This is a genomic window from Thermococcus sp. 2319x1, assembly GCF_001484685.1.
GTDB lineage: Archaea > Methanobacteriota_B > Thermococci > Thermococcales > Thermococcaceae > Thermococcus_A.
The window spans coordinates 538,027-562,993 of sequence record NZ_CP012200.1; the positions used below are offsets into that span (position 1 = coordinate 538,027).

The 24,967-nt window shown below is 43.6% G+C and carries 34 protein-coding genes and 1 tRNA gene; 13 read left to right on the plus strand and 22 right to left on the minus strand.

What is annotated here, in order from left to right; genetic code table 11:
• Positions 1-18: 18 nt before the first annotated feature.
• Genes ADU37_RS03025 through ADU37_RS03040 form a run of 4 tightly spaced genes read left to right on the plus strand, consistent with a single transcriptional unit; the run spans position 19 to position 3,391 of the window.
• A complete protein-coding gene (locus ADU37_RS03025) occupies positions 19-1,446 on the plus strand; it encodes a DHHA1 domain-containing protein (RefSeq protein ID WP_058946233.1) in 1,428 nt (475 codons plus the stop codon).
• A complete protein-coding gene (locus ADU37_RS03030; RefSeq protein ID WP_058946234.1) occupies positions 1,436-1,681 on the plus strand; it encodes a KEOPS complex subunit Pcc1 in 246 nt (81 codons plus the stop codon). The genes ADU37_RS03025 and ADU37_RS03030 overlap by 11 nt, the downstream gene beginning before the upstream one ends.
• Before the next feature lie 16 nt (positions 1,682-1,697).
• The gene (locus tag ADU37_RS03035) at positions 1,698-2,300 is read left to right on the plus strand and encodes a 30S ribosomal protein S3ae (protein WP_058946235.1); all 603 of its coding nucleotides are present in this window, start codon (positions 1,698-1,700) and stop codon (positions 2,298-2,300) included.
• Between the two features lie 35 nt (positions 2,301-2,335).
• Entirely contained in the window at positions 2,336-3,391 is a 1,056-nt protein-coding gene (locus ADU37_RS03040) for an SPOUT family RNA methylase (protein WP_058946236.1), read from the plus strand.
• Between the two features lie 46 nt (positions 3,392-3,437).
• On the opposite strand, the gene ADU37_RS03045 is transcribed toward ADU37_RS03040, so the two are convergent.
• The 8 genes from ADU37_RS03045 to ADU37_RS03080 all read right to left on the minus strand — a co-directional run bounded on the left by ADU37_RS03045 (position 3,438) and on the right by ADU37_RS03080 (position 8,087).
• A complete protein-coding gene (locus ADU37_RS03045) occupies positions 3,438-4,142 on the minus strand; it encodes a TIGR00297 family protein (protein WP_058946237.1) in 705 nt (234 codons plus the stop codon).
• 88 nt (positions 4,143-4,230) lie between these two features.
• Positions 4,231-4,680, minus strand: a complete 450-nt coding sequence (locus tag ADU37_RS03050; protein ID WP_058946238.1) for an Lrp/AsnC family transcriptional regulator — start codon at positions 4,678-4,680, stop codon at positions 4,231-4,233.
• A gap of 110 nt (positions 4,681-4,790) precedes the next feature.
• Complete coding sequence (locus ADU37_RS03055; protein ID WP_058946239.1) at positions 4,791-5,090, minus strand: MazG nucleotide pyrophosphohydrolase domain-containing protein; 300 nt, start codon at positions 5,088-5,090, stop codon at positions 4,791-4,793.
• A 25-nt stretch (positions 5,091-5,115) separates the two neighbouring features.
• Positions 5,116-5,493, minus strand: coding sequence for a helix-turn-helix transcriptional regulator (locus ADU37_RS03060; RefSeq protein WP_058946240.1), 378 nt, complete (start codon positions 5,491-5,493; stop codon positions 5,116-5,118).
• A gap of 63 nt (positions 5,494-5,556) precedes the next feature.
• Positions 5,557-5,925, minus strand: a complete 369-nt coding sequence (locus ADU37_RS03065; RefSeq protein WP_058946241.1) for a Mov34/MPN/PAD-1 family protein — start codon at positions 5,923-5,925, stop codon at positions 5,557-5,559.
• Positions 5,909-6,523, minus strand: coding sequence for a hypothetical protein (locus ADU37_RS03070; protein ID WP_058946242.1), 615 nt, complete (start codon positions 6,521-6,523; stop codon positions 5,909-5,911). The genes ADU37_RS03065 and ADU37_RS03070 overlap by 17 nt, the downstream gene beginning before the upstream one ends.
• A 509-nt stretch (positions 6,524-7,032) precedes the next feature.
• On the minus strand, positions 7,033-7,341 hold the full coding sequence (locus ADU37_RS03075) for a hypothetical protein (protein WP_058946243.1): 309 nt from the start codon (positions 7,339-7,341) through the stop codon (positions 7,033-7,035).
• The gene (locus ADU37_RS03080) at positions 7,338-8,087 is read right to left on the minus strand and encodes a ParA family protein (RefSeq protein WP_058946244.1); all 750 of its coding nucleotides are present in this window, start codon (positions 8,085-8,087) and stop codon (positions 7,338-7,340) included. The genes ADU37_RS03075 and ADU37_RS03080 overlap by 4 nt, the downstream gene beginning before the upstream one ends.
• A 142-nt stretch (positions 8,088-8,229) precedes the next feature.
• Between ADU37_RS03080 and ADU37_RS03085 the strand changes: the two genes are divergently transcribed.
• From ADU37_RS03085 to ADU37_RS03105, 5 genes are all read left to right on the plus strand, one after another.
• On the plus strand, positions 8,230-9,555 hold the full coding sequence (locus tag ADU37_RS03085) for an SLC45 family MFS transporter (protein ID WP_058946245.1): 1,326 nt from the start codon (positions 8,230-8,232) through the stop codon (positions 9,553-9,555).
• Positions 9,556-9,565: 10 nt separating this feature from the next.
• The gene (locus tag ADU37_RS03090) at positions 9,566-10,867 is read left to right on the plus strand and encodes an MFS transporter (protein WP_058946246.1); all 1,302 of its coding nucleotides are present in this window, start codon (positions 9,566-9,568) and stop codon (positions 10,865-10,867) included.
• On the plus strand, positions 10,864-11,724 hold the full coding sequence (locus ADU37_RS03095; RefSeq protein ID WP_058946247.1) for an alpha/beta hydrolase: 861 nt from the start codon (positions 10,864-10,866) through the stop codon (positions 11,722-11,724). Before ADU37_RS03090 ends, ADU37_RS03095 begins: the two co-directional genes overlap by 4 nt.
• A 70-nt stretch (positions 11,725-11,794) precedes the next feature.
• On the plus strand, positions 11,795-12,799 hold the full coding sequence (locus tag ADU37_RS03100; protein WP_058946248.1) for a phosphorylating glyceraldehyde-3-phosphate dehydrogenase: 1,005 nt from the start codon (positions 11,795-11,797) through the stop codon (positions 12,797-12,799).
• Between the two features lie 37 nt (positions 12,800-12,836).
• On the plus strand, positions 12,837-13,193 hold the full coding sequence (locus tag ADU37_RS03105; protein ID WP_058946249.1) for a hypothetical protein: 357 nt from the start codon (positions 12,837-12,839) through the stop codon (positions 13,191-13,193).
• On the opposite strand, the gene ADU37_RS03110 is transcribed toward ADU37_RS03105, so the two are convergent.
• Positions 13,190-13,474 (minus strand): DUF167 family protein, encoded by a 285-nt coding sequence (locus ADU37_RS03110; RefSeq protein ID WP_058947609.1) that lies wholly within the window; start codon positions 13,472-13,474, stop codon positions 13,190-13,192. The two genes, ADU37_RS03105 and ADU37_RS03110, sit on opposite strands and share 4 nt — an antisense overlap.
• Before the next feature lie 48 nt (positions 13,475-13,522).
• Here ADU37_RS03110 and ADU37_RS03115 point away from each other — a divergent pair, with 48 nt between their 5' ends.
• Both ADU37_RS03115 and ADU37_RS03120 read left to right on the plus strand, forming a co-directional pair.
• Positions 13,523-14,149, plus strand: coding sequence for a right-handed parallel beta-helix repeat-containing protein (locus ADU37_RS03115; protein WP_058946250.1), 627 nt, complete (start codon positions 13,523-13,525; stop codon positions 14,147-14,149).
• Complete coding sequence (locus ADU37_RS03120; RefSeq protein WP_058946251.1) at positions 14,118-14,456, plus strand: hypothetical protein; 339 nt, start codon at positions 14,118-14,120, stop codon at positions 14,454-14,456. The genes ADU37_RS03115 and ADU37_RS03120 overlap by 32 nt, the downstream gene beginning before the upstream one ends.
• On the opposite strand, the gene ADU37_RS03125 is transcribed toward ADU37_RS03120, so the two are convergent.
• The 8 genes from ADU37_RS03125 to ADU37_RS03160 form a co-directional block, all read right to left on the minus strand.
• Positions 14,430-14,945 (minus strand): DUF402 domain-containing protein, encoded by a 516-nt coding sequence (locus tag ADU37_RS03125; protein ID WP_058946252.1) that lies wholly within the window; start codon positions 14,943-14,945, stop codon positions 14,430-14,432. The genes ADU37_RS03120 and ADU37_RS03125 overlap by 27 nt on opposite strands.
• A 406-nt stretch (positions 14,946-15,351) precedes the next feature.
• Positions 15,352-15,984: an ATP-binding cassette domain-containing protein gene (locus tag ADU37_RS03130; protein WP_058946253.1), complete on the minus strand. Its 633-nt coding sequence runs from the start codon at positions 15,982-15,984 to the stop codon at positions 15,352-15,354.
• Between the two features lies 1 nt (position 15,985).
• Complete coding sequence (locus ADU37_RS03135) at positions 15,986-16,393, minus strand: hypothetical protein (RefSeq protein WP_058946254.1); 408 nt, start codon at positions 16,391-16,393, stop codon at positions 15,986-15,988.
• 4 nt (positions 16,394-16,397) lie between these two features.
• Positions 16,398-17,546, minus strand: coding sequence for a hypothetical protein (locus tag ADU37_RS03140; RefSeq protein WP_058946255.1), 1,149 nt, complete (start codon positions 17,544-17,546; stop codon positions 16,398-16,400).
• A gap of 35 nt (positions 17,547-17,581) precedes the next feature.
• A complete protein-coding gene (locus ADU37_RS03145; RefSeq protein WP_058946256.1) occupies positions 17,582-18,025 on the minus strand; it encodes a hypothetical protein in 444 nt (147 codons plus the stop codon).
• Positions 18,026-18,128: 103 nt separating this feature from the next.
• Complete coding sequence (gene glyS, locus ADU37_RS03150; protein WP_203226276.1) at positions 18,129-19,835, minus strand: glycine--tRNA ligase; 1,707 nt, start codon at positions 19,833-19,835, stop codon at positions 18,129-18,131.
• A 91-nt stretch (positions 19,836-19,926) separates the two neighbouring features.
• Positions 19,927-20,003: transfer RNA gene (locus tag ADU37_RS03155), tRNA-Ala, on the minus strand.
• Between the two features lie 46 nt (positions 20,004-20,049).
• The gene (locus ADU37_RS03160; RefSeq protein ID WP_058946258.1) at positions 20,050-20,706 is read right to left on the minus strand and encodes a YfcE family phosphodiesterase; all 657 of its coding nucleotides are present in this window, start codon (positions 20,704-20,706) and stop codon (positions 20,050-20,052) included.
• Between the two features lie 81 nt (positions 20,707-20,787).
• On the opposite strand from ADU37_RS03160, the gene ADU37_RS03165 reads away from it, so the two are divergent.
• Both ADU37_RS03165 and ADU37_RS03170 read left to right on the plus strand, forming a co-directional pair.
• Positions 20,788-21,117 carry a hypothetical protein gene (locus ADU37_RS03165; RefSeq protein ID WP_058946259.1) on the plus strand — a complete coding sequence of 110 codons (330 nt, stop codon included), beginning with the start codon at positions 20,788-20,790 and terminating at the stop codon, positions 21,115-21,117.
• Positions 21,118-21,165: 48 nt separating this feature from the next.
• Positions 21,166-22,179 (plus strand): deoxyhypusine synthase, encoded by a 1,014-nt coding sequence (locus tag ADU37_RS03170; RefSeq protein ID WP_058946260.1) that lies wholly within the window; start codon positions 21,166-21,168, stop codon positions 22,177-22,179.
• Between the two features lie 59 nt (positions 22,180-22,238).
• On the opposite strand, the gene ADU37_RS11400 is transcribed toward ADU37_RS03170, so the two are convergent.
• From ADU37_RS11400 to ADU37_RS03185, 5 genes are all read right to left on the minus strand, one after another.
• Positions 22,239-22,379, minus strand: a complete 141-nt coding sequence (locus ADU37_RS11400) for a hypothetical protein (protein WP_158508480.1) — start codon at positions 22,377-22,379, stop codon at positions 22,239-22,241.
• Between the two features lie 101 nt (positions 22,380-22,480).
• Complete coding sequence (gene glp, locus ADU37_RS03175) at positions 22,481-23,671, minus strand: gephyrin-like molybdotransferase Glp (RefSeq protein WP_058946261.1); 1,191 nt, start codon at positions 23,669-23,671, stop codon at positions 22,481-22,483.
• A gap of 43 nt (positions 23,672-23,714) precedes the next feature.
• Entirely contained in the window at positions 23,715-24,224 is a 510-nt protein-coding gene (locus ADU37_RS03180; RefSeq protein WP_058946262.1) for a molybdenum cofactor biosynthesis protein B, read from the minus strand.
• A 162-nt stretch (positions 24,225-24,386) separates the two neighbouring features.
• Positions 24,387-24,605, minus strand: coding sequence for a CPBP family intramembrane glutamic endopeptidase (locus ADU37_RS11865; RefSeq protein WP_082663009.1), 219 nt, complete (start codon positions 24,603-24,605; stop codon positions 24,387-24,389).
• A gap of 24 nt (positions 24,606-24,629) precedes the next feature.
• Entirely contained in the window at positions 24,630-24,887 is a 258-nt protein-coding gene (locus tag ADU37_RS03185; protein ID WP_058946263.1) for a hypothetical protein, read from the minus strand.
• Positions 24,888-24,967: the final 80 nt, after the last annotated feature.

The window sequence follows — 24,967 nt, forward strand, 5'->3', positions numbered from 1 at the left end:
CCTTATTAAGGTGGTATAATGGATAAGAACGCATTTTTGGAGAAGGTTAGGGAAGGTGCAGAGCTAATAAAGATGCATATTGAGTTAGGCCATACTATCCGTATTATTTCACACAGGGATGCGGATGGCATAACCGCCGGTGCAATTCTAGCAAAAGCCCTTGCTAGGGAAGGTGCGAATTTTCATCTCAGCATAGTGAAACAGCTTGGGGAAGATACGTTAAAAGAGCTTGCAGAAGAAAAGCAAAAAATTTATGTTTTCAGTGATCTTGGAAGCGGGTCTATAAAGCTGATTGAGAACTATCTAAGGGATGCCAGTGTTGTTATAGCGGATCATCACCCTCCAGAAGATGGCGAAATCGAACAAGAAAACCATATACTTGTAAATCCCACCCAATTTGGAGCGGATAGCGTTAGAGACTTGAGCGGTTCCGGTGTGGCCTACTTCATAGCAAGGGCCATAAACGAAAGAAACAAAGATCTAAGCTACTTGGCTTTGGTTGGTGCAGTTGGTGATATGCAAGAGCTCGATGGACAATTTCATGGAATGAACATTGATATAATAGAAGATGCAAAAGAGCTGGACTTGATAGAACTCCGTAAAGAGCTGAGGCTCTTTGGAAGAGAAACCCGGACTTTGGCTCAGATGCTCGCTTATGCATCAAATCCAGAACTTCCGGGTGTTACAGGGGATTTGAGAAATGCAATAGAATTCCTGCGCAGCAAGGGCTTTGATCCAGATATGAGGTACTGGCAGCTTAGAGAAGAAGAAAAAAGAAAGCTCCACGATGCACTTGTTATTCACTTGATTAAGAACAACGCTTCTAAAGAGGACATTGACAGGCTTATCGGTGACGTTGTGCTGATTAAGCTCTATTCTGAAGGAGACCCTAGGCATGAGGCAAGGGAATTTGCTACCCTCCTAAATGCTACGGGAAGGCTTAAAACGGGCACTTTGGGCGTTGCAATATGTCTGGGGGACGAGAAGGCATTCAAAGATGCATTAAAACTCGTGGACGAGTACAAGAGGGAGCAAATAGAGATGAGGAAATACTTGATACAAAACTGGAGCAATGCAGTTGAAAAAGAACATGTCTACATATTCTACGCCGGCAAAAACATCAAAGACACAATGGTCGGAATAGCGGCAACAATGGCGATAAATGCCCAGCTTGCAAAACCAGAAAAGCCTGTAATCGTTTTAGCGGACAGTGAAGAGGACGGATTGATAAAGGGTTCCGCTAGAACAACAAAAAGAGGAATTGAAAAAGGATACAACTTGGGAGAAGCCTTAAGAAAAGCCGCAGAAATTCTTGGAGGAGAAGGAGGAGGGCATGCAATAGCAGCGGGCATAAGAATTCCCAAAGATAAAATAGATGAATTTGCTGAACTAATAGACAAGCTCCTTGAAGAGCAGAATTCAAGCGGTGGGACGGATGAAAATTAAAGCTAGGGCGGAGATAATTTGGGAGTGCGGGGATGAAAGCATCGCCAGGGCAATCGCCGAGGCCGTTGAGGTGGACAATCTGAATCTACCAGAAAACTTTAAATTTAGAACCTACTGGGAAGATGGTAGGGTCATAACAAAAGTTAAATACCTTGGTGAGATTGAAAGCTTGATAGTGGCGCTGGATGATTTGGTGTTTTCAATCAAGATCGCTGAGGATGTCATAAAGAAATGAAATTGGAGGTGTTAAGATGGCAAAGGCTAACCCAAGGAAGAGGGCTGCCACTGCAAGGGATAAGTGGAAGCTTAAGGACTGGTATATAGTTTACGCTCCAGAGTTTTTCGGGAGCAAGGAAATTGGGTTAACTCCCGCAGACGATCCCGAAAAGGTAAAGGGAAGAGTAATTGAGACCACTTTGAAGGATTTAACCGGGGATTTCACGAAGGGTCAGGTAAAGCTTTACTTCCAGATTTACGACGTTAAGGGGCAGAACGCCTATACTAAATTTAAGGGCCACAAGTTGGCGAGAAGTTACATAAGAAGCCTTGTAAGGAGAAGAACCACAAGGATAGATGGTATATTCAACATAACAACAAAGGACGGCTACAAGCTTAGAGTTATGGGTATGGTTATAGCAATAAGAAGAATCCAAACAAGCCAGGAGAGGGCTATCAGAGAGATAATGGAAAACATAATCCGCAAGAAGGCAGAAGAGCTTAACTTCACGGACTTTGTGCTTGAGGCAGTTAATGGAAAAATGGCGGCAGAGATAGCAAGGGAGGCCAAAAAGATATACCCACTCAAGAGGGCTGAGATAAGAAAGATAAAGGTTCTCGCAGAGCCAGAGGCTTGATTATTTCTCTTTTCTCTCAGCTTTTGGTGGTTTTCATGAAGTTTCTAATTAAAACCCAGCGGGGAATGGAGGCTGTTGCTGCCAATTACATTAAGGATGCTCTTGAGGATGCCAAAGTTTGGATAGCCCCTCAGGGGTATTCTGGTCTTGTTCTTGTGGAAAGTGAAGATAAAGATGCAGAACAAAAGCTTTTTGATATTCCCGAGATTGAAAGAGTTATCCCCGTGCTATTTGAAGTGCCAGCAACAATTGAAGACATCTTAAGCGTCTCAGAGCAAATAGCTGCTTACATAAAGGAAGGCGAAAGTTTTGCAGTAAAAACTAAAAGAAGAGGAAAGCATGGGTTCTCAAGTGTTGATGTTAACATAGCTCTCGGCGGGAAGATAAAAGAGCTTACAAATGCCGAAGTTGATTTAACTTTCCCAGATAAAACGGTCTTAGTGGAGATCATAGGGGATAGGGCTTACATATCCATAACCGGAAGGGAGGAGTGGAAGAAGTTTACTCCAGAGAAGATAGACGCAAGAAAGCTCTTTAAAAAAGTTACAATAGTTCAGATGCCCTACTGGGGCGATTACAAGGCCTGTAGAAATTTTGGAGAGAAAATCGGGAGAGCCGCTCAAGCTTTTGAGGTGAAAGAGCTTATTATAGCACCTAAAGATAAGATGGATGCCTATGAGCTGATGGAATTTATACAAGGAGTAAAAATCGGTCAGGAATCCAGGCATCAGATTCAGCGAGAGGCGTACCCCTGGAAAGTGGAAAAAGTCCCAGTTAGTGTGTGGGATCTTTATCAGGTTGTAAGGGACAAAAGACGAAACAAAAGGTTGCTTATAATAACCGACCCAAAGGGAAACAGCGTTTCTGAAATAAAAGATAGCTTGGCAAAAGACCTCTACTATGCTAAAGAAGTTGTTGTTTTTATAGGCTCGAGGGAAGGCATCCCGAGGGGACTTTTTAGATACGCAGACTACGTCATTGATCTTGCCCCTTATATGACTTTTGCAACAGAACACGGAATTCCAGCTGCTCTAATTGCTCTCTGGACAATCTACGAGGAGGAATTGAGAAAAGAAGAAGGCAAAAGATAGCTCAGATCCTAAGGTCGTCATCACGATTCAGCAATCCGCCATCTCATCACAGCAGGGAGAGGAAAATTACCCCTCCAATTATTCCCCCTATGATGGTGGCTAAAAAGTTTGTGTGATGGTTGTTTATAACCCCCTTATTCTCAAGTGTCGCACCGAGTAAGCTATCAATGTTGCACCCTATAAACCCACCAAGGGTTACCGCAAAGAGCATTTCCATTTTTTGAGGGGTTAAAAACACCGCAAAGAGGCCTATGATGAATGCTCCAATTAGGGCTATGAGCTCACCCTGCCATGAGATAGCCCCGTTTTCTCCCACATTTGCTGGCTTTAGATTTGTTATCATTTTTGGGGCTTTACCGAATATTTTCCCCAGTTCACTGGCAAGAGTGTCAGCATTTGCAGTTGCTATTGCGGAAAACGTAGCTGCCCAGAAGAGGTCTTGCTTGGTGTAGTACTCAATTAGCAAAAATATTACAGCGGCAAGACCATTTCCAAGAACGTTCTGCCAGCTTCTTATCCCATTTCCTTCTTGAGCGATTCCTTTTTTGACTTTTTCTGCAAGACGGTACTTGGTCGCAAAAACTCCAAGAAGGACAAAGGTAAGTAACGCCAAAAACGGAAAAATCCCCCCAAATACGATGGTCATTACCCCAATAAGTGCAGCTGCTATAGTGCCTTTGGCATCGAGGGCCTTTAGTTTATACGCTAAAGCTCCCAATAATGCAATTACTGCAACCGTGGCAATGTTCATTGTACTCACCGCTTATGACTCTGTCGGTCTCTCCTATCCGGGCTTTTATTAGCTTTTCTCTTACTTATTGCCGAAAAAAGAGAAGTTTTCAGACGAGCTCAAATTTGACAACTTCTGTTATGAATGTTACGTCAACCCTTTCCACGTTCTTGAGTCTTCCGGTTATTTCCGTTATTTTTTTCTCAACTTCCTTCATGTCTTTTGGTACCAAGAGGTGAACTACGAGATTATGAGCTCCAATGGCCCTCTCTATTACCTTAATATCTTCATCGTTTTTAAGAACTTCTATCTGTTCTTCCAGTGAAGTTCCGGGAGTTAGTGTTATTCCAAGTATTACGTATATGTATCCAAGCTTGTCAAAATCCGGGATAATTGTGTATTTCTTTATTATTCCCTCCCGCTCCAACCGCTCCAAGCGTCTTGAAACTCTTTGACGAGTTGTATTTAGGTATTCCGCAAGTTGCCTGTAGTTTAGTCTTGCATTTTTTGAAAGCAATTTTATTATCTGCAAATCAAATTTGTCAATTTTTTTCCTCATGTACAACCACCCTCACACATTTTTGTTACCAATTTATATAAATATTTCGAAAAATCCTTAACGGAGTGATGAATGAACAGAAATTTTGTCGAATAATAAGTTGCAGAGATTCAGCCTTTATCACCCCATCTATCCCTATCCCTCGTTGAGTACTTGGAGATGCTCTCAAGAAGTGCCTCTTCCGCATTTATTCCATAATAGTTCGCGATGCATAAAAGAGCGAACAGTACATCGCCGATTTCTTCCTTAATTTTCTTCTTTTCTCCCTTTTCTTTAATACCCTCAAATTTTAACATTTCTCTCGATAACTCTCCGAGCTCTTCAACAACCGCACCAAGCATTTCAAAGGGCTCCCAGTATCCGCCAAAACTCTTTATCACTCTATCGACTTCCCTTTGAATTCGCTCCATGACCCTCACCAAGTAAAATAAAGTTTTAAAGAAGCTCCTTTTCCATCACGTTAACATATTTCTTAAGCTCCTCAAGGTTTGTCCTGTAGAATCTGAGCTTTCCTTCCCTTCTCTCGTGTAGGAGATTCATTCCTTTAAGGGTCCTGAGGTGATGACTTATGAGGGTCTGATCCTGGTTCAATGCCTTTGCTATCAAGCAAACGCACATCCATTTGTTTTTGAGCATTTTTAGTATCCCCGCTCTTATTGGGTTTGATAGAACTTTCAAGAACTCTATTAAATCATTGGAAAGCTCAGTTTCGACTTCTTCCTCCAAATCCAGTATCTCACACGAAGCTAAGCATTTTTGCACGGTTCTTCTCTGCTTTTCGTTTAAGCCCTCAAGAAGTTCCCTAACCTTCATGGGGAGTCACCAGAGTATTTAGGAAAATCAACATTTATAAAAATTTTCATATGAATTCTAACTTCACTCGATTATCACTATTTCGATTTCTTTCCCTTCGCTGTTGTAGGCTTTTACGCTCTCTTCCTTGAAGGGATATGCGATTATTATATGAACTCCTCCGAATTTGGAGAAAAAGCTCACGTCTGCTTGAGAAGGCCTTGAAGAAGGAACTGGATGCGAGTGAACTGTTCCCTTTATGTTTTCATCGTGGGGCAATAGCCATGTGTCGAAATAAACGGAACTTTTCCCGAAATAGCCCTTTGGAATTATGAGGACTTCCTCAAAGATTCCATCCTTTTCTCTTAGAAATCCCCCAAATTCGTTGGGATAAAAATCCCTCGCTAGTTGTAGGAGATACTCCAAAAGTTCTTTCCTAATCTTTACCTTCATTTTTTCTCTCCTCCAGCATGTCAAGTGGGGAGTAAAGAGTATAGCCTTGTTTTCCCCTTACCAGCTGACATGCCTTGTCTACTTCTTTTTTAATTCCATTCCATAGCTCTGGGTTACCTTCTTTAAACTCTTCCAGTAATGCTTTGAGTTTCTCTTTGTATTTTACAACCTCTGGATCACTTCTCAATTTTTCTGGTTTCTCATCCTTTAGTTCTTTTTCAATTATATAGGTTCCTAAGAATGCAGCTGGAAACCTGGAAACTGGAAATACAAGGAACAAAGCAGAATGAAGTGGTGTGGGGGTATATTCGGTTATTGAGTTTAGTCCTTTTCCTAGAATCCCATATCTCTTTGGTATTACCCTTTTTCTTGTGAAGATTATGCTCTTCCAGAGCAGTTTTTTCTTGGATTCTAACTCCACGTACCCCTCGTGAACAAGTTCAGCTATTGTAGCCCCTACAACAGAATAAGCAACGTCATAACCGTCGTATCTCTTCTGCCACTGGAAATACTTGGCACCCTTCCTAATTGAAGGGTTCTCCCTCGCAAAATCTTCGAGGAATAATAGCACAACAAGGGCCGGGCTGAGTTCCTCCATGCTCTTCCCCTTATTTATTCCTCGTCACAACGCTATAAATCTATCCCAAGAAGACTTTTAAACCTCCCGCTTTACCTCTATTCGTGCGGGCATACTCGCCTTTCCCGAGAAGAAGTGGGAGAACTATCTTGATTATTAAAGAGCCAGCAGGTTGCTTTAACGATCTATATAGCACTGAATTCCTCCCTTTAACAAAAGGGGGCCAATCTTCCTCGTCGGAAATAGTAATAAAACCAAAGAAGTTATTATTGAATTCATTGAAAATCTCAGATTATGAGGGCTGGCTTGACCGAGTAGTGAGGATTTCTCGAGAGTTTTTGGGACACTGCTTCGCTCTATTATAGAAAAAGCCAGCTTTAACCCCTTATCACGAGTCCTCAAAGCCTTGGGTATCTTAACCTCCGTTGTTGATACACTCTTAAAGAGATTTTGCTGTTTTCAGGTTCTCCAAGACCGCTATGGGCTATTATCACAGTTCTCACTTACAACTTAAAAGTTAGAAGGAAGGACTATTCAAGCCCTTTCAATCTCTTTTCAATTACACTCCATATCCCCGGGTACTTTTCCCTTATTGCCTTTTCCAAGAGCTTGCTTGCTTCGTCTGAGATGCTGAATTCTGGAATAGTTTTCCTCAGATATCTAAGCACTGCCGCAGCCTCGGGGGACCACAAGGTAATCCTTGGATTCTTTAAAGCCTCCTGCAAACTTCTTTCGAGTGCTTCCCCATTTATCTCCTCCTTTGGAGGGCTCTCTAAGTCGGGCATCGGCTCGGAGATTATTGCTTCCAGTCCCCTTCCAAGGGCCTTTTTCTTCTTCATGCACCATCAACCTCCTCGGCGAGCTTCATATATGCCTTAGCACCTCTGCTGTCAGGCGCATATAGAAAAATTGGCTTTCCATGGGAAGGCGCTTCAGCCAGCTTTACGTTTCTTGGGATCATAGTTCTGAACACCTTTTCTCCAAATATCCTCTTTACTTCTTCCCTGACTTCCTTGGATAAATTGGTTCTTTTATCGAACATAGTGATTAAGAACCCCCTAATCTCGAGGGGAATACCCAATCTTTCCCTAACAAGTTTTATCGCCTTTAGCAGGAGACCGATTCCTTCTAAGGCATAATATTCTGCCTGAATTGGTATTATCACTTCATCGCTGGCGACAAGAGAATTCATCGTTAAAATGCCGAGGGAAGGAGGGGTGTCTATTATGACGTAGTCGTAATCATCCTTAATTTTAGCGAGCTTGTTTCTTAGGATGTACTCTCTCCCTATTTGGCTGCTGAGTTCAATCTCAGCACCGCTCAGTGCAATGTTGCTTGGAATCAGCTCAAGCCCCTCTATTTCAGTGGAAATTATTGCATCTTCAGTGTCCACTTCGTCTAAGATCACGTTGTAGATAGTTGGAGTAGCATCTCTAAACCCAAGTCCGATCGTCGTTGCTCCTTGAGGATCCATATCAACGAGAAGAACCCTTTTTCCTTTGAGTGCCAATGCGGCTGAAAGGTTTATTGCGGTGGTGCTCTTTCCTACTCCACCCTTTTGATTTGCAATACTTATCACCGGCATGCCATTATCTACGAGCTTGGAAGTTATAAATCTTGGCAGTTATAAGATATAAGTTATAACTTATAAGTTAGATGAACCGAAAGAATAATAACCTTCCTTAACGTACAGCATCAATGCGCTGATGTACTAAGGGGGTGATTGAATGCCCGAGTTCAACTATAGGCGCATTTTCCTGCTCGGGTTTGGGTTCTTTGGAATAAGTATAATATGGTCTCTGTACAATGCATACATCCCGATCTTTCTTCAAGACACATTTAGGATGAGCAGGACTGTTACTGGTTTCGTCATGACCATCGATAACCTCTTTGCGGTGCTGCTGTTGCCTTTCCTCGGTGCTTTGAGCGATAAAACAAGAACAAGAATAGGCAGAAGAAAGCCCTACATCCTTCTTGGAGCTCCTTCAGCAGCGTTGCTCTTTGCACTTATTCCAGTAGCGAGAAGATATGAGAACCTTGCGCTCTTCATGGGTACGATAGTCTTCATGAACTTCTTCATGGCACTGTTTCGTTCTCCTGTAATAGCCTTCATGCCAGACATAACTCCAAGTGAAAAGAGAAGCCAAGCAAATGGAATCATAAACTTTATGGGAGGCATTGGAGCGCTTTTGGCTTACTTTGGGGGGAAGCTTCTCTATGACATAAACTATGCCTATCCATTCTTTGTTGGAGCGGCGATAATGCTCATCGCCAACCTCCTTGTAGTTTTCTTTGTACCAGAACCAAAAGAATACTGCCTTCCCGGGGAGAAAATAAACCTCAAGAAGCTCATAAAGGAGACCTCAAAGAAAAGCTTTGGTGAACTCAAAGAGAACCTCAAGGACGTATTTGCAAGTAAAGAAAAGAGCCTGCTCTTTATTTTACTCTCGATATTCCTCTGGTTCATTGCCTTTAATTCAGTGGAGACATTTTTCACAAGCTACGCCAAGTACCATCTTGGGATTGAAGAAAGCACTGGGGCGTTCATGATGGGGGTTGTTTCCCTAAGCTTCATGCTATTTGCAATTCCAGCTGGATTCATCGGAGGAAGGATAGGAAGAAAGAAAACAATAACCATGGGCTTAGTGCTTACAACAGCTGTAATGGTATTAGCTTATCTTTTGGGAGAGGCTTCAAAACCCCAGAGCAGTGCATTGACGGACCCCGTGGTGCTTAAATTCATGGTGCTCTTTTTCTTTGGCGGCATTGGCTGGGCGATGATAAACGTTAACTCCCTTCCAATGGTCGTCGACATGACTACGGAAGAGAAGCTTGGAGGTTACACCGGGCTCTATTATTTCTTCAGCCAAGCGGCAAACCTTGTAGCTCCGCCTTTAGCAGGTGCATTTTTAGATGTCATTGGTTACAGTACTCTGCTGCCCTTTGCGGCAATTTTCTTCATATTGGCCACCATAACGGTTCAATTCGTTAAAAGAGGAGACATAAAAGGAAAAGTTGGCGATGTTTATGAGCTGATACCGGATATGGACTGAGGTGATGAGAATGGAGAGGAAAAAGTTTAGCTGGGGTGTTGTAATAGGATTGGCACTGTTGGGCTTCAGCAGAAGCACAGGATGGGCATTAAACAAGGGGCTCTCCTTCCCCTTACTTTCCAGCTATACGGAATCGGCATTCGTTAAAGGTACAATTCTTGCCCTCGAAGGATTCATTGGGATTCTAATCCCACCTCTACTCGGCTATTACAGCGATACCCTTAAATCAAAACACGGGAGGAGAAGGCCATTCATAATGATGGGTGGCCTTCTCGCTGGCATTGCGGTGTTGGTAATCTACACAGGCTATGCCCTTGAGATTCCTTTGGCAGGGTTTGCGCTTACATTGGCAGTATTTTACTTTTCCATGCACATCTACACAGCTCAATTCAGAGCTTTGATGCCAGACACCACAGAGAGCGGGGAGCGGGGAAAAGCCAGTGGAGTCATAACCTTATTTGAATGGGCGGGCAATCTCTTTCTTTTTGGACTCGCTGGATTTTTAATAGCCAAAGCAGTGGCAGAAACGGGGGAGAGTGAGAGCATAAAAGCTTTAGCTCAAACTCCTTACCTTAAGATACCTTTTATTGTGACATCGCTCTTCCTCATAGGGGCTGCTTTGTTCGTTTACTTCATAGTTAGAGAGCCAAAGGCACTTGAAATCATGGAAGATGAAAGCCTGATGAACTACCTCAAGAGCATCGTTACGAACAGGGACTTCCTCAAATTCTATGCTGCCCAGACCCTTTGGTGGATGAGCTTTGAGTTTGTGGCTATATTCCTCTATGGGATACTTGCTTTTATCCTCCATGGAAGTGCAAGTGAAGAAAACGTAAAAGCCGTTACCTCACTCGGCCTTTATTTAATGGCACTGTTCAATGTGACCGTCTTGCTTGGAGCCCTGCCTGGAGGTTTAATTTACGACAAAATCGGAAGGAGATTGAGCATCATAGTGGGCGGAATTGTGTTTGCTATGCCCCAGCTGTGGGGATGGTTCATAAAAACCCAGACCCAAATAGTGGTGGCACTTGGGCTTGCTGGACTTGGCTGGGGAATACTGATGGCGGCGTCATATCCAGTTATCGGAGATTTGTTAACCCGGTACGAGAAAGAAGCATTTACTGGAAGATACTATGGATTCTTTGAGGCAACACGTTCCTTGCCTGTATTGCTGGCTGGAACAATAGGTGGAGCCATAGTTGATTTAGCAGGAGGAAACTATAGAGTTTTATTCCCCATAGGAGCTATCATGGTGCTGGTGGCAATGCCAATGATATGGAGCATGAAAAAACTTGAGGTGGATAAGAAATGATTCCAGAGATAATCCTCCTTGCCTTGGCTTTGTTCTTTGCTTTTATCTTTGTCGTGGCTTATAAGATGGTCACTCCCCCCAGAGAAATCAAGGATTGGACGCCCAGAGATGCAGGGATTGAGTATGAAGAGATAACCGTACCTACTTCCGATGGGCTCAAGCTCAAGGGATGGTGGATAGATAGAGGAAGCGAAAAAACGATAATCCCCCTTCACGGATACACCTCAAGCAGATGGGGCTTCTACATAATTCCAATGATAGAAACCCTCGCAAAAAGCGGCTATAACGTTCTGGCCTTCGACTTTAGGGCCCACGGGGAAAGTGAAGGCAAATACACTACCGTAGGAGACAGAGAGCTTGTGGACCTTATCTCTGCTATCGATTGGCTTAAAAAAGAGAAACCCAGCAGTGCCAAGCGCATTGGTCTAATAGGCTACTCCATGGGCGCCATGGTGGCTATTAGGGCTCTTGCAGAAGATGAAAGAGTGTGCTGTGCCGTTGCCGATAGTCCCCCTATGTATCTTGACAGGACGGGGGCCAGAAGTCTGAAATACTTTGCAAACCTGCCCGAATGGCTTTACTACTTTGTGAAGCCCATATCAAAGATGATCACCGGTGCTAAGGAGGTAAATCCAATGGGATATGCCGGCAGAGTCAAGAAGCCCCTCCTTTTGATAGCGGGCAGAAAAGATCCAATAGTCAAGGTTGAAGAAATTAAAGAGTTTTATGAAAGCAACAAGAAGATAAATCCAGATGTTGAGCTTTGGATCACTGAAGCGGCACACGTAAGGACGATTCAGCTTATGCCTGAGGAGTATAAGGGAAAGGTTTTGCAGTTTTTTGAGAAATACCTCTGATTCCTTTCTTCACTCCCAGTGAAAACAATGCTTAAGTATTTCCCTCCTTTAAGATCATTCGGGTGAGAAAATGAGAGTCAAGGTAGGAATTAACGGCTACGGGACTATAGGAAAGAGGGTTGCTTACGCAGTTTCAAAACAGGATGATATGGAGCTAATAGGGGTTACAAAGACGAAGCCAGACTTTGAGGCTTATCGTGCTAAAGAGCTCGGAATACCTGTCTATGCAGCATCCAGTGAATTTTTACCGAGATTTGAAAAGGCTGGATTCGAGGTAGCGGGCACTCTCGAGGACCTGCTTGCGAGGGTGGACGTAATCGTAGATGCCACACCCGGAGGAATGGGTGAAAAAAACAAACCCCTCTACGAGAAAACGGGGGTTAAGGTGATATTTCAAGGGGGAGAGAGAGCGGAAGTTGCAGAAGTTTCCTTTGTTGCACAGGCAAACTACGAAAAGGCCCTTGGCAAGGACTACGTTAGGGTTGTCTCCTGCAACACCACCGGCTTAACGAGGACCCTCAACGCAATAAAGGATTATATCGACTACGTCTATGCCGTAATGATCAGAAGGGCCGCTGATCCCAATGACATTAAGAGAGGCCCAATCAATGCAATAAAACCCAGCGTTGAGGTCCCATCACACCACGGCCCCGATGTTCAGACGGTCATTCCAATAAACATCGAGACAATGGCATTTGTCGTACCAACCACATTAATGCACGTCCACAGCGTAATGGTAGAGCTCAAAAAGCCCCTTACAAGGGAAGATATCATCGACATCTTCGAAAACACCACGAGAGTTCTGCTCTTTGAGAAGGAGAAGGGTTTTGACAGCACGGCCCAGCTGATAGAGTTTGCAAGGGATTTGCACAGGGAGTGGAACAATTTATACGAGATAGCGGTGTGGAAGGAGAGCATTAGCGTTAAGGGCAACAGGTTGTTCTACATTCAAGCGGTGCATCAGGAGAGTGATGTGGTCCCAGAGAACGTTGATGCCATAAGGGCAATGTTTGAGCTTGCGGATAAATGGGAGAGCATCAAAAAGACCAACAAGAGCCTTGGGATTTTGAAGTGAAGCCAAAGCTTTTATAGCCTTCTATAAATTTTTTGTCATGGAGGCTGAAGAATACATCATTATTTTTGGATTAATCTTAATCGTTGCCTTTTTCCTCTTCCCAAGCGAAACTATCTCTGGAACTTTTTGCGAAGGGGATTACGGGAAGCTTAGCAATTACGATGTAAGCGTTCAGAATGGGTTTTTGAAAGTTTATCTAAAGGGAGAGGAAATTTTTACTGCAAAGGGGGAGCGAATCTTTGTCAGAAAAGCAGATATCAAGTACTCCATCTCAGATGAATGTTATGAAGTGAGCATAAGGGAAAAGCCTGAGAAAGCTCTCTACCTCTTTGTTGTTGGAATCATTCTAATTGGGATAGCTTTCTATTACATTGCCTTTTTGCGCTACCGTTAAATCCCAAGTTTTTCCTTCACTTCTTCTGCAGTGAGCCCTTTAACTAGCAAATCTTTCTCCCTACTTGCCTCTCCCCTCAAAAGGACAACATCCGCTCCGAGGAGCTTCGAGAAGAACTTAACAACTTCCTTATTTGCCTTTCCTTCTACTGGCGGAACTTTTACCTTGACCTTCAGCCTTTTCCGCCATTCATCTATGCCCTCAATTTCAGTTTTCTTTGCATTTGGCTGCACATATATTTGGATTATCACTCCTTCTTTGGCGTCTTTTATCGTTGTAATCACCGTAAAGTATTTGAGAGGAGAAAATATTTAAAGGTGAGGGGCTCAATGAGGGCACTGATAATTTCTCTTGTCATGCTACTTTTTCTTCCCTTAGCAAGTGCAGCTCAGCTAACATTTGTCGGGGATGAAAGCCTAAAAGAACTCCCTGGCTCTGGAACTCCAGATGATCCATACCTTCTTGGAAATCTCTTCATAAATGCCAGTAATGACACCGCTATTTTAATCAAAAACACGAGTGCATTCCTTTTAATAAAAAACGTGAGCATAGTGGGAGAAAACAAGCGCCCGGGAATAATTCTTGAGAATGTAAAAAACGTCAGGATTGAGAATGTACGAATAGTTAGATGCAGTTATGGAATAAAGATTATTAACTCCGGGAACATCACGGTTGCCAATAGCACATTTGAGGGAAATCTGTACTGCTATTGGAAAAGCGAATTTGCTGGGGACGCTGATTGCAAAGGCGGAGCAATTTTTGCCGACTATTCAAGAAACCTGCGCATAATAAATAACTCCTTTGTCCCCCATTCCTACCTCTTTTCAAACATATATGGGGTGTATCTGGTAATGGTCGAGAACTCCACGATTTATGGCAATAGATTTGTGAGCTCCGTCAAGTGCTTTCCATCGGCAGCATTTGGTGGGTACTGTAAAGGAGCGGCTTGCGAATGAGACGTTTGAAGGATTTTTAGGCAACTACTGGGATTCTTACAGTGGATCCGATGAAGATGGTGACGGTGTTATAGAGCAACCTTTCAAAGTGGATAGGTATCCATTGGTCCTCCCCTCAGAAAACTACGAGATTCTGGGCTTAGTGAGGGAAGAATTAAACACTACCACAAGCCCAACACAGGTTTCTTCACCGTTGAATATTTCATCCCCTTCTGCTCCATCCCCACAAGAAGAAAATTTCAGGTATATAAGCCTCGTCTTAATAGTATTGGGGGTGGTTCTATTCATCCTCTGGAGAAGAAAGTGAGTACTTCCAGACAACTTCGGGAGGAAATGATCCCTCCCTGAATTTTTCTACGATTTCTCTCGCTTTTGAATATGCGAAGTCAAACGTTTCTTTGTCTATAAGCTCATAGAGAAGTGCCATCTCAAGCTCCTCCTCATCAAGGAGGAAGATTTCTCCATTGGGGAAAATGAAAATGTCCAAGAACAAATCCAGCATCTCCAAGGTGTTACCCTCTCGCTTGGTATAAGATAGGATATCAACGTATAAGCCCTTAAAATTGCCTTCCTTATCGTAAACTTTCAGTATATCATAGTTCTCGCCAATAAAGGCAAAATATATCATGGTGTATCCGTTCTCTATGACCTTGACACCGTTTACAAAAAGCGGAGTAAGCATTCCTTCAAACTTAGATTTCGCAACGATTATATCTCCTAAGTCCGCAATGAGCTCATCTTCTCTTTCGAGAATTCTGTTTGGAATGCGCTTGTATATGAGATGGATTTTCTTCATCCTTATCCCCCATATATCGGCTCATCCAGAAGCTTTAAGGCAGTTGCGGAACCGAGGATAAGATGAACCCAGCGAAGCCTCTCGCTTCCGAGCTTTAGGGCAGCTCTCACCCCAAGCATAGTGGAATGGGTATCGGGAGGAGCAGTTCTCCGTTGACTTTCCCTCCCTACTCGGAATCAGCGTGGACTTAGTCACGAAAAACGCTTCTATGAGCAGGAGAAACTTCTGGGAGCATATGAGGGGGATCTCATCTATGTCCAAGCGGGACCTATGTCTTTCCTCAGCGGTACTATCGATGCAGTTTGGCAGATTGGGGAGGATTTTAGATTTTAAACTATAAAGCCCAAAAGCCAGCGGCCAGTATGGGGGCTCAAAAGGCCGAGGATAATCAGAACGGGTTAACTCTCTATTCAATTTTTGGCAGAGTCTTGCTGTATTTTACAACATTAATAACCTTAGCATCCTTCCCGAGCAGTTCTATCAGAGACTCGGTCCTGGTTGTTATGACGACTATCTTTTCCATTCTCCTTAGCTGCTCTACTAACCAGGGGATTAAAATCTCGACGCTATAGTCGTCAAGACCCACGGTTGGATCATCAATAAGGAAAAGTTCGGCACTTTTGGCACTTAAAGTGGTAGCAAGCTGCAATCTCCTTTGCTGTCCTTGGGAGAGATGAGAGATTAACGTGCTGGGGTCAATTCCAAAACGTTTGAGTAGGTCAGAATAATCCTCAGAAAATACACCGTAGAGAGCGCTTATTACTTTCATGTATTCTATTGCTCTCAGGCTCTTTGGCAGATTCACCCGTTCATCCAAGAGAAAAATTTTATTTTTAACCCTGTGGATGGGCCGCCCATTTAGCTCCATTTTCCCGTCTAACGGCCTTAAAAGCGTGGCAAGCGTTTTTAAAAGCGTCGTTTTTCCCGTCCCATTTGGTCCATATAGTATTATCGCGTTCCCTCTTTCAACCCGGAAGCTTATGGGACCTATTATGGGGGTCTTACCATAACCAGCTACAAGGTTACTAACCTTTAGCATTTTACACCACCTCCAATGCATCCAGCAGAGTGGCGGCAGCGATACCCAGCCACAGGAATATGAAGATGGGGTTTTTGGAAATTGATGTGAAGATTAGTGCTATGAGAAGGGGAAGAAGTGCACTGAGGAGAATTGCAGAGTATGGTATCGGGGCGCTCGTTGAAATTGCTGCGCTGAATCCGCTGTTCTGAACTCTGATGTCGTGGTTCCTGAGCGGGATGTAATGACCAAGTTCATGAAAATAAATCATGAGAATAACCGAAATGGGAAGTTCAATGTTAAGAGGGTTTTTAAGTAAACACCCGAGACGATTTAGGTATGCTGCTACACCCAATATTACCATGCTCATCACCAGGGATATGCCAACTAAAGGTTTACCTATGGCCTTTGTAAATTCCCAAAACTTCATACCATCACCTCCTCGTTAACTTTAACTTGAGCCACAGTAAGTGGACAGGGAATGTCATGAGTAAAAGCATGGAGATGAGATACTCTTGATGTATATGTATACTGAGCCTTCCAATTATAAAGGCCAAAACCATGTAAACAAGTAAATAATTGCCCAAAGAGCTTCCCACATCTGGAGAGGGAGATACTGCAGATGTTACAAGAAGGGAAAGAGACACAACGAGGATAGCCCCCTCGAAGCTTCCAATCCCCATGCGTACCATCGGAATAAAGATAAACAAAATCATTAAGGTACCAAAAATGGCATTCAGTAGGCTTCTTATCGCAAAGTCTCTCCAAAACCTTCCTGCTAAAACCTGCAGACTCCATATATAATTGTCCAGATAGCTAACCGCAGAAAAGAAAATTGGTAACGTGAGTGATAAAATCATTGATAATGAGGTAAAAACTCCCCCAAACAAGAGCGTTTGGAAGTCTCCACTGGTGGAGACGGCAGAGAAATAAGTGGCTCCTCCTCCAATTGGAGATACCCAGAGTTTTGTGTTTTGAACTTTCAGTGCAATAAGGAGCATTCCGGCAACTGCAAGACTCAGAGACCACAAAAACAGGGGATTAACAATGGTGATGGGAGTTCTTTTAATCCAGGTAATGATCACCCTTCTGGCGGGAACCAACTTTAGCACGAATTTAACCAGTAGAGTTGTTAAAAACACCGTACTAACAATAAAGGAGAATCTGAGTGCTATCCCGAAACCCACTAAAAGAAACAATGGATTGTCAATGATGCCCAAGAATAGAAAAACAGAAAACAAGATATAGTACAAACTAATGTTTACTGAAGACCTATAAACAAAAAGAAGGAATGGTAAAAATGATAATAGACTTAAGATGCTGAGCTTCCACCCTGAGGCGGGCAATGTTTCAATACCCAGCATAACACGGGGATTGTACACGATAGAGTATACCCAGCCAATAATAACTGTCATGATCAGCATATTTGTCATCAAGATTTCCCTGGGTACCTCCGCCATTAGCGGAGACAAATCATTGAGGGTATACATTATTCCGACACTCATAAATAGGAATACAATGTAACTCAATCTTCTGAGGAGTATTTTGAACCATACAATAGACAAATAAAGGAAGGCCCTCATGTCGGTCACCTTATGGGAAAATAAGAAAAGCCAAGTCAATGTATACATCTGCACACGTATTTCACATAAAACAAGCCCGTGTGCCAAGTGCACGAATCCATGGCACCATGGCATGCAAGTCTCGGACACACTACTCCGCAGGCCGCTATTGAACCAAAGATCAGGACGATAATTGAAATTGCCAGTACCAAGACTATCACTTGGACTATCCTCAAACTACCTGACTTTTGAGAGGCCGGCACTCCGTATCTAATTATAATGGCAGAGATTGCATAGCTTAAAAGTATAAGCAACGGCGTTGCCTTGAAGGTTGTTGCTCCGTTTGAGGATGCTTTCTCAAGTAGCAGTGGTATGTTGATGCCCTTGGCAATAGACAGAATTGAAAGTGCCACCACGGATGTCTGGGCTATCAGGGTTCCCACCAATAGCGCTGCTGCACCAAGCAGTACCTTCTCTTTTGATAAATGGGGGTATCCCATCTATACCCCTCCAAAGAACTTTTCAATGTTTTATTACGAAATTACATTATATAAGTTTTTTCGACAAATATTTTTAAAATGCTATTACTATTAAAAATAAAAATCAGTCGAAAATCAGCTCCCTCAGCTTTCCTGGGAGTTCTTCGATCTTCACCCTTATCTGCTCTCTCGTGTCGCGGTCCCTGATGGTTACCGTTCCGTCTTCGGGCGTCTGGTTATCCACTGTTACACAGTAAGGCGTTCCTATCTCGTCGTACCTTGCGTATCTCCTTCCAATGGTGTCCTTCTCGTCATAGACCACTATGAAGCCCTCTTTTTGCAGGGTTCTGAAGATGTCGTAGGCTATGCTCGTTAGGGGTCCCTTGGCCACGAGGGGCAAAACGGCAACTTCTATCGGTGCCATGTCCTTCTTTATCTTGAGATAAACTCTTCCGTCTTCGTCTATAGCCAAGGAGTTCTCAAGGAGCAGGTAAAACGGTCTATCGATACCAAAGCTCGGCTCTAGGACGTGAGGCACTATCTTTTCACCGGTCACCTTTTCTTCGACTTCTTTGATGATGAAGTCGTCCTTTTCGAGTTCATAACCGTCAATGATAACCCTTCCAATCTGCTCAAGCCCTTCCACTATTTTCTTGAGCTCTTCCTGGCTCATCTTCTGTAGCTTCTGGTCAATCCTTTTTGCATCTCCCTTGAGTTTAGGCCCAACTTTTTTCATGTTGAGGGAAACCTTAAGCTTCTTAACTACCTTGGGCTCTTTGTAGTGGATCATTACGGTTAAATCCGCCCCGCTTTCTTTTATGTGTCTGCTCAAATCGTAGTCTCCCCTGTAGGCTATACCAACGCACTCTATCCACCCAAACCTCTCGCTGTGTATCTCTACATCCCATGTGTCGCTTGAGTAGTGAGCTCTCTCCTCCGGCAACTGCTGTCTGAACCTGATCTTATCTTCGGGAATGCCTATGTCAAGGAGAATCCTCTTCACCATTGCCATGTAGTAGGCAAAAAAGGTGTTCAGCACGTAGCCCTTCTTCACGGCCTCCTCAAGGGTAACCTCAATCATACCTAAATCTTTAAGCTGGTGCTCTATTGGATAAAGCCTGACGACCTCTTCCTTCACTTCATCAAAGTGCGGATGTTCAGTTTCATTGGGGTTGAAAAAGATCTCGACCTCTGCCTGAGTAAATTCCCTTAATCTAAGCATCCCCTGTCTTGGGGAAATCTCGTTTCTATAGGCTTTTCCTATCTGGAAAACTCCGAAAGGCAGCTGGTTTCTGGCAAAGTTGTTCAATCTCTTGAAGTTCACAAATATTCCCTGTGCTGTTTCGGGCCTCAGATAGCCCTTCTTATCCTTGTAAGGCCCGATATAAGTTTCAAACATCAAATTGAAGTACCACACATCGCTGAGCTCTCCGCCACATTCGGGACACTTTATGTCGTGCTCTCTTATGAGTTGCGTGAGATGCTCCGCACTGAGTCCTTCGGTATCTATGCCAAGGGCTTCTTCAACAAGGTGATCTGCCCTAAACCTTGAGCCACACTTTTTACACTCAGTTAATGGATCGACGAACTTCTCCACGTGTCCTGAGGCAATAAAAACCTCTTCCGGTGTGATATCAGGGGTTTCAATTTCAAAGAAGCCCTCCCTTATAAAGGCTTCTCTGATTTTCTTCTCGATTTTTCTTTTTATTGTAGCCCCCAAAGGACCGTAATCATAAAAACCTCTCGCTCCACCGTAGATTTCAAAACTACCCCACGCAAAGCCCCTTCTTCTCATCAGGTCTTGAAGAACTTCATACTTATCCATGAACACCACCTTAGTGCATGAAGGCAAATCACCTAAAAAAGTTTTGCTTCAGAGGTTTGGATTTTTGTTCAACAATTAAAACTTCCTCAAACGAAAATGGTGGACCGGGCGGGATTTGAACCCGCGGCCTACGGCTTGCGAAGCCGTCGCTCTCCCAAGCTGAGCTACCGGCCCATCCCGATTTTTATCTTTAGGGTCAACTTAAAAAGTTTTCCATTCATTAAAACTTCTCGAGCGTTATATCCTTTACTTTTTTCTTTTCTTCATCAAAATCTATTGTGGCATAGTGTCCCTTTGACAGAGGGCCTGGGTTTACAATTATGGTTTCCCCAATCTCGTCTATTCCAATTGCCTCGTGTATATGCCCGCATATGACCAGTGGAGGTTGCTTTTCCTCAATGAATTTTCTCAGCGACTTGCTCCCGGCATGTGTTCCCACGAAGGTTTTGTCAACTTTGGTGTTTTTAGGCGGAACGTGAGAAAGCACCATATCTCCACCTTGGTAATTTTTGGTTAAAATTTCCCAAATCTCCTCCTCGCTGAACTCCCATATCGTAGAGAAGGGCGTTATGTTTGAACCTCCTATTCCAATAATGCCGACACCATTAACCTCCACCCTCTTGTTGTGGAGGCTGATATGGAGTTCTTCAAGCAGTTCAAGAACATCCTTCCCATCACAGTTCCCCATAACTGCATAGAGGGGTTTTCCAAAGGTTATGAATTCCTTCAGAACATTATAAGCTGCTTCTCTTCCCCTGAAATGGGTTATATCGCCGGCTATTAGAATAAGGTCAGGCTCTTGTCCCTTGATGTGTTCTAAAAGCTCTTTAACCTTGTTTTCCCTCCCGTGAATGTCCGTTACCGCCATTATCCTCATCCCACCACCCTTCCAAAATAGATGAGGGAACTTAAATGTTTGGCGGTTAAATTTAAAACTTGAACTCCAATTCATAAATGTATGGCAGGATGGAAGGAAGTCTTAAAGAGGGAAGGGATTATTGAGGTAGGCGATTTTGTAATTGAAGTAAGCATAGATTCCGAATGCCCGTGCAGGGATGACACCCTTTACCCGGCAGTTTTGATATACGACCTCAAAAACGAGGAAATTTATTACCTTGATGAACCCTTTGAACCTGTAAGCAACTTTAAGGAAGCAGTTGAGCAGGTTTTTAAATGGTTTGAGAAGTATAAGACGGGAGAAAGGCCTATAATGAAGAGAAGCCCCAAGAAAGAGGCTCCAGAAGAAGTGGTGCGGAGATTTCTGGAGTCTATAAAATCACTTGAGTAGGACAAAAACTTTAAGCTCTCGTCAAGATTCCAACCTGAGGTGTGAGAGTTGGATCCAAGAAAGTCCGTTCTTAAGGAGTCATCAACTGAGGGACTCGAAGAAATCCCAGTCATCGGCCCATGGCTTGAGGACGTGAGCAGTTTGGAGGAGGTCATTGACTATTATGAGAGAATAGGCTTTCAAGCCACACATCTTGGAAAAGCCATTGAAATCTGGAGAAAAGTGGAGGAGAAGAGAAAAAACGGGGAGGAAGTTAGAGTTTTCCTCGGCTATACCTCCAACATAGTTTCTTCCGGTCTCAGGGAGATTATAGCTTATCTTGTGAAGCATAAGAAGGTCGATGTAATTGTAACCACCGCTGGAGGAGTTGAAGAGGACTTCATAAAAGCTCTGAAGCCCTTTATCCTCGGAGACTGGAGCGTAAACGACGCCGAGATGAGACAGAAGGGAATAAACAGAATTGGAAACATCTTTGTGCCCAACGACCGCTATATCGAGTTCGAGAAGTACATGATTCCCTTCTTTGAGATGCTCCTAGAGATTGAAAAGGAGAAAAAGGCGCCTTTGACCGCGAGTGAGGTTATCTACGAGCTCGGCAGATATATGGACGAAAAGCTGGGCAAAGAGAAGGAGAAAAGCATTCTATACTGGGCATACAAGAACGACATACCAATTTTCTGCCCTGCTTTAACGGATGGTTCCTTTGGGGATATGCTCTACTTCTTCAAGGAGGAGAGGGGCGACAAAGATCTGATAATTGATATCGCAAACGACATAGTTAAGCTCAACAACCTTGCCATTACGGCAAAAGAAACGGCATCAATAATCCTCGGTGGCTCATTCCCCAAGCATGCCATAATCAATGCAAACCTCTTTAGGGGCGGGACTGATTATGCAATTTACATCACAACTGCAATCCCGTGGGATGGATCTCTCAGCGGAGCTCCCCCAAGCGAAGGCGTGAGCTGGGGCAAGATAAAGGCAAAGGCTGATTACGTGGAGATATGGGCAGATGCCACGCTTGTCTTCCCAATACTTGTATGGATGGTCATGAAGGGCTAACTCCTTATGCCCATATCCCGAGTGAGCATTGCCGCGATGTCCATAGCTATTTCCACACATTATGAGAATATAGGAGAGCGCTTAGCAACTTCATCTTTTATCTCTTCATACTCCTCCCCCAGTCTTTCAAGCTTTGCCTTCTCATGGAATCTGTACTTTCTCCAGTGGCATGAGAACCATAAAGCAAAATGCCCATGCATTTGTTTCTGACTTTACGGAGTTCATAAATGGGCTGCATCCCTACCTCACCGTATCCTTTGCTGCAGAGGATTAAAAGAATTTCTGCTTGACTATAAGAGGATTAATAAAGCGTAATCCATACCTCCTCTCCCTCTTTATACCCTTCGCTGTCCTCCGGGATTTCGAGGTAAGCATTGCTCTCAACTATTGCGCTCATTATTCCGCTTCCCTTCTTCTTGATCGGCACGGCTTCGCCGTTTTCATAGTATACCTTCACAAACTCATGCCTTCCAAGGGAAGAGGGGACTTTTTCCTTGAGCTTTGCCTTAACTTTTAGCGGCTTGTAATCAGCTCCGACAAGCTTTGCAAGGGCGTATTTAACGTAAAGGTGGAACTGGGCAAAAACTGCAGCTGGATAGCCGCTCATTACAAAGGTTCCCTCTCCATAACCTATCGGCCTCCCCGGCTTGTTCGTACATCCATGGAAGAGCAGATTGACAAATCTGTGTGCGTAGTCCTTCTCTCCGAAGGCACTGCCCCCAGTTATTAGGACAAGGTCGCATTCTTTTTTTGCTTTCTCGATTGTTTTTCCAATCAGTTCTTCATCATCCGGAAGCACGCCATAAAAGACAGGCTCGCCAAAGTACTGCCTTACAAGGGCCTTCAGCATTGCGGAGTTGCTCTCCAAGATTTTTCCTTTGTTCAAGGCTTCTTCATCAAATTCTTCTATAAGCTCATCGCCTGTAACTATTATCCCGACTCTGGGCTTTCTTTTTACTTTGATAGTTTTAATTCCAAGGCCCTTGAGCAGTCCGAGGTCTTGTGCTCTTAAAATACGTCCCTTCTTCAGGACGACTTCTCCCTTTTTCACGTCTTCACCTTTGAAAGCAACGTTTTGTCCGGGCGCAACGGGTCTGAGGACGTAGATCTTGTTCCCTTCTCGCTTCACCTTTTCCTGCTCTATGACAGCATTGGCCCCCTTTGGCATTTTGTTGCCTGTCATTAACTTAACCGCTTTTCCATTTGTAACTTCCTTTTCGCTTTCCATCCCCGCTGTTATTTCATCGATAACCTCAAGCTCTACTGGAGCGTATTCCCTCGCTTGAAATGTATCTTCAGCCCTAACGGCGTATCCATCAACGGCGGAACGGTCAAAGGGAGGCAAATCTATTGGTGAAACAACGTCCTCAGCAAGCACTCTCCCAAGGGCCTCGTCAAGAGGAAGTTCCTCAGTTTCTTCAATTTCCTTTATGTCGTTCAGCATCATCTCAAGGGCTTTTCTGTATGGGGTGAGCTGTTTGAATTCTCTCATCTTATCACCTTCTAACTTTTAAGTTAAAAGTTAAAACTTCTAACTATTCCCTCGCATGCTTGAGTATGTGGTAGGCTTCTTTTTTGATAATTTCAAGCGCTGTTTTCACTGCGTTTAAGCTTCCAGGCAGGCAAAAGACAACTTTGCTCTCCTTGTCCCTTATTATTCCGGCTGTTGCCCTGCTTAAAACTGCGGCAGTTCCAATTTCTTCGTAGCTTTTTAGTCTAAACATTTCCCCAAAGCCAACAAGCTCTTTATCGAAGAGGGGTCTTAAGGCTTCAATTGTCACGTCTCTCCTTGTGATTCCGGTTCCTCCGGTGGTGATTACAATGTCAGCCTTTTCGAGGGCTTCAATCACAGCCTTTATTATCCTGAGCTTCTCATCTGGTACAACTGTATAGTAAACGTTTTCATTTCCTTCCTTTTTCAGCTCCTCAATGATATAATAACCGCTTAAATCTTCCCTCTTTCCAAGACTTGCCGTGTCGCTAACTGTTACAACGGCGAACTTAAACTTTTTGGGTGCTTTGGCTTTGTGCTCTTCAACTCCCATTTTACACCACCATTTAACATTCAGCTAAGAGGTTAATAACTTTTTTCAAAACCAGCTAAACGCTTGTGAAATAGAGGGGAAACGGAGCTTTCCCCAGATATTTCTGATTTTACATGAAACTCTCTTTAACCTCTTTTCTCCGAACCATTCTCCTGGGTATCATCAGCACTGCCGCGGTAGCGGAGCAAGGAACATTGACAAAGCAGCTTCGTACTGGGGTCCTGCTTTATCGGACATAAAATTCAAAGGCAAATGCCAAAAGGCCCATAATACCCCGATTATCACACTGGAGACAAGTGCACTGTGATTTGCTTGAAGACGGGGCGATGCATACCCTCTCCAACCAAATTCCTCTTGAAGAGGGCCTCCTAGAAAGAGCATATATGCAAAATTTCCCAGAATCAATCAAGGCTTGGATAGCACACTCAGTTCAGAGGGGTTTTCTCCACTCCACATGAGTAGCAAAAGGGAAACACCTGTAATAAAAGGCATTAACAGAAAAATGGGGAGGTACCATACCTTTGGAAATCTGTAGTCTATCCCTTTTTTAAGTAACTTTAACACTCCTTCTTTCTCCCCATTCAGGTAAGTGAGGACAAAAGCAGCAACAGAGGGACCAAATGGCGCAAGGTACAGGCGATAATTCCATAAAACTTCAGGCATCCAGAATACCCATGACCATGCAAAAGCAATCCATTCAGCAAAATCACCAAGTGATATCATAAAACCTTGGGGATAATCTT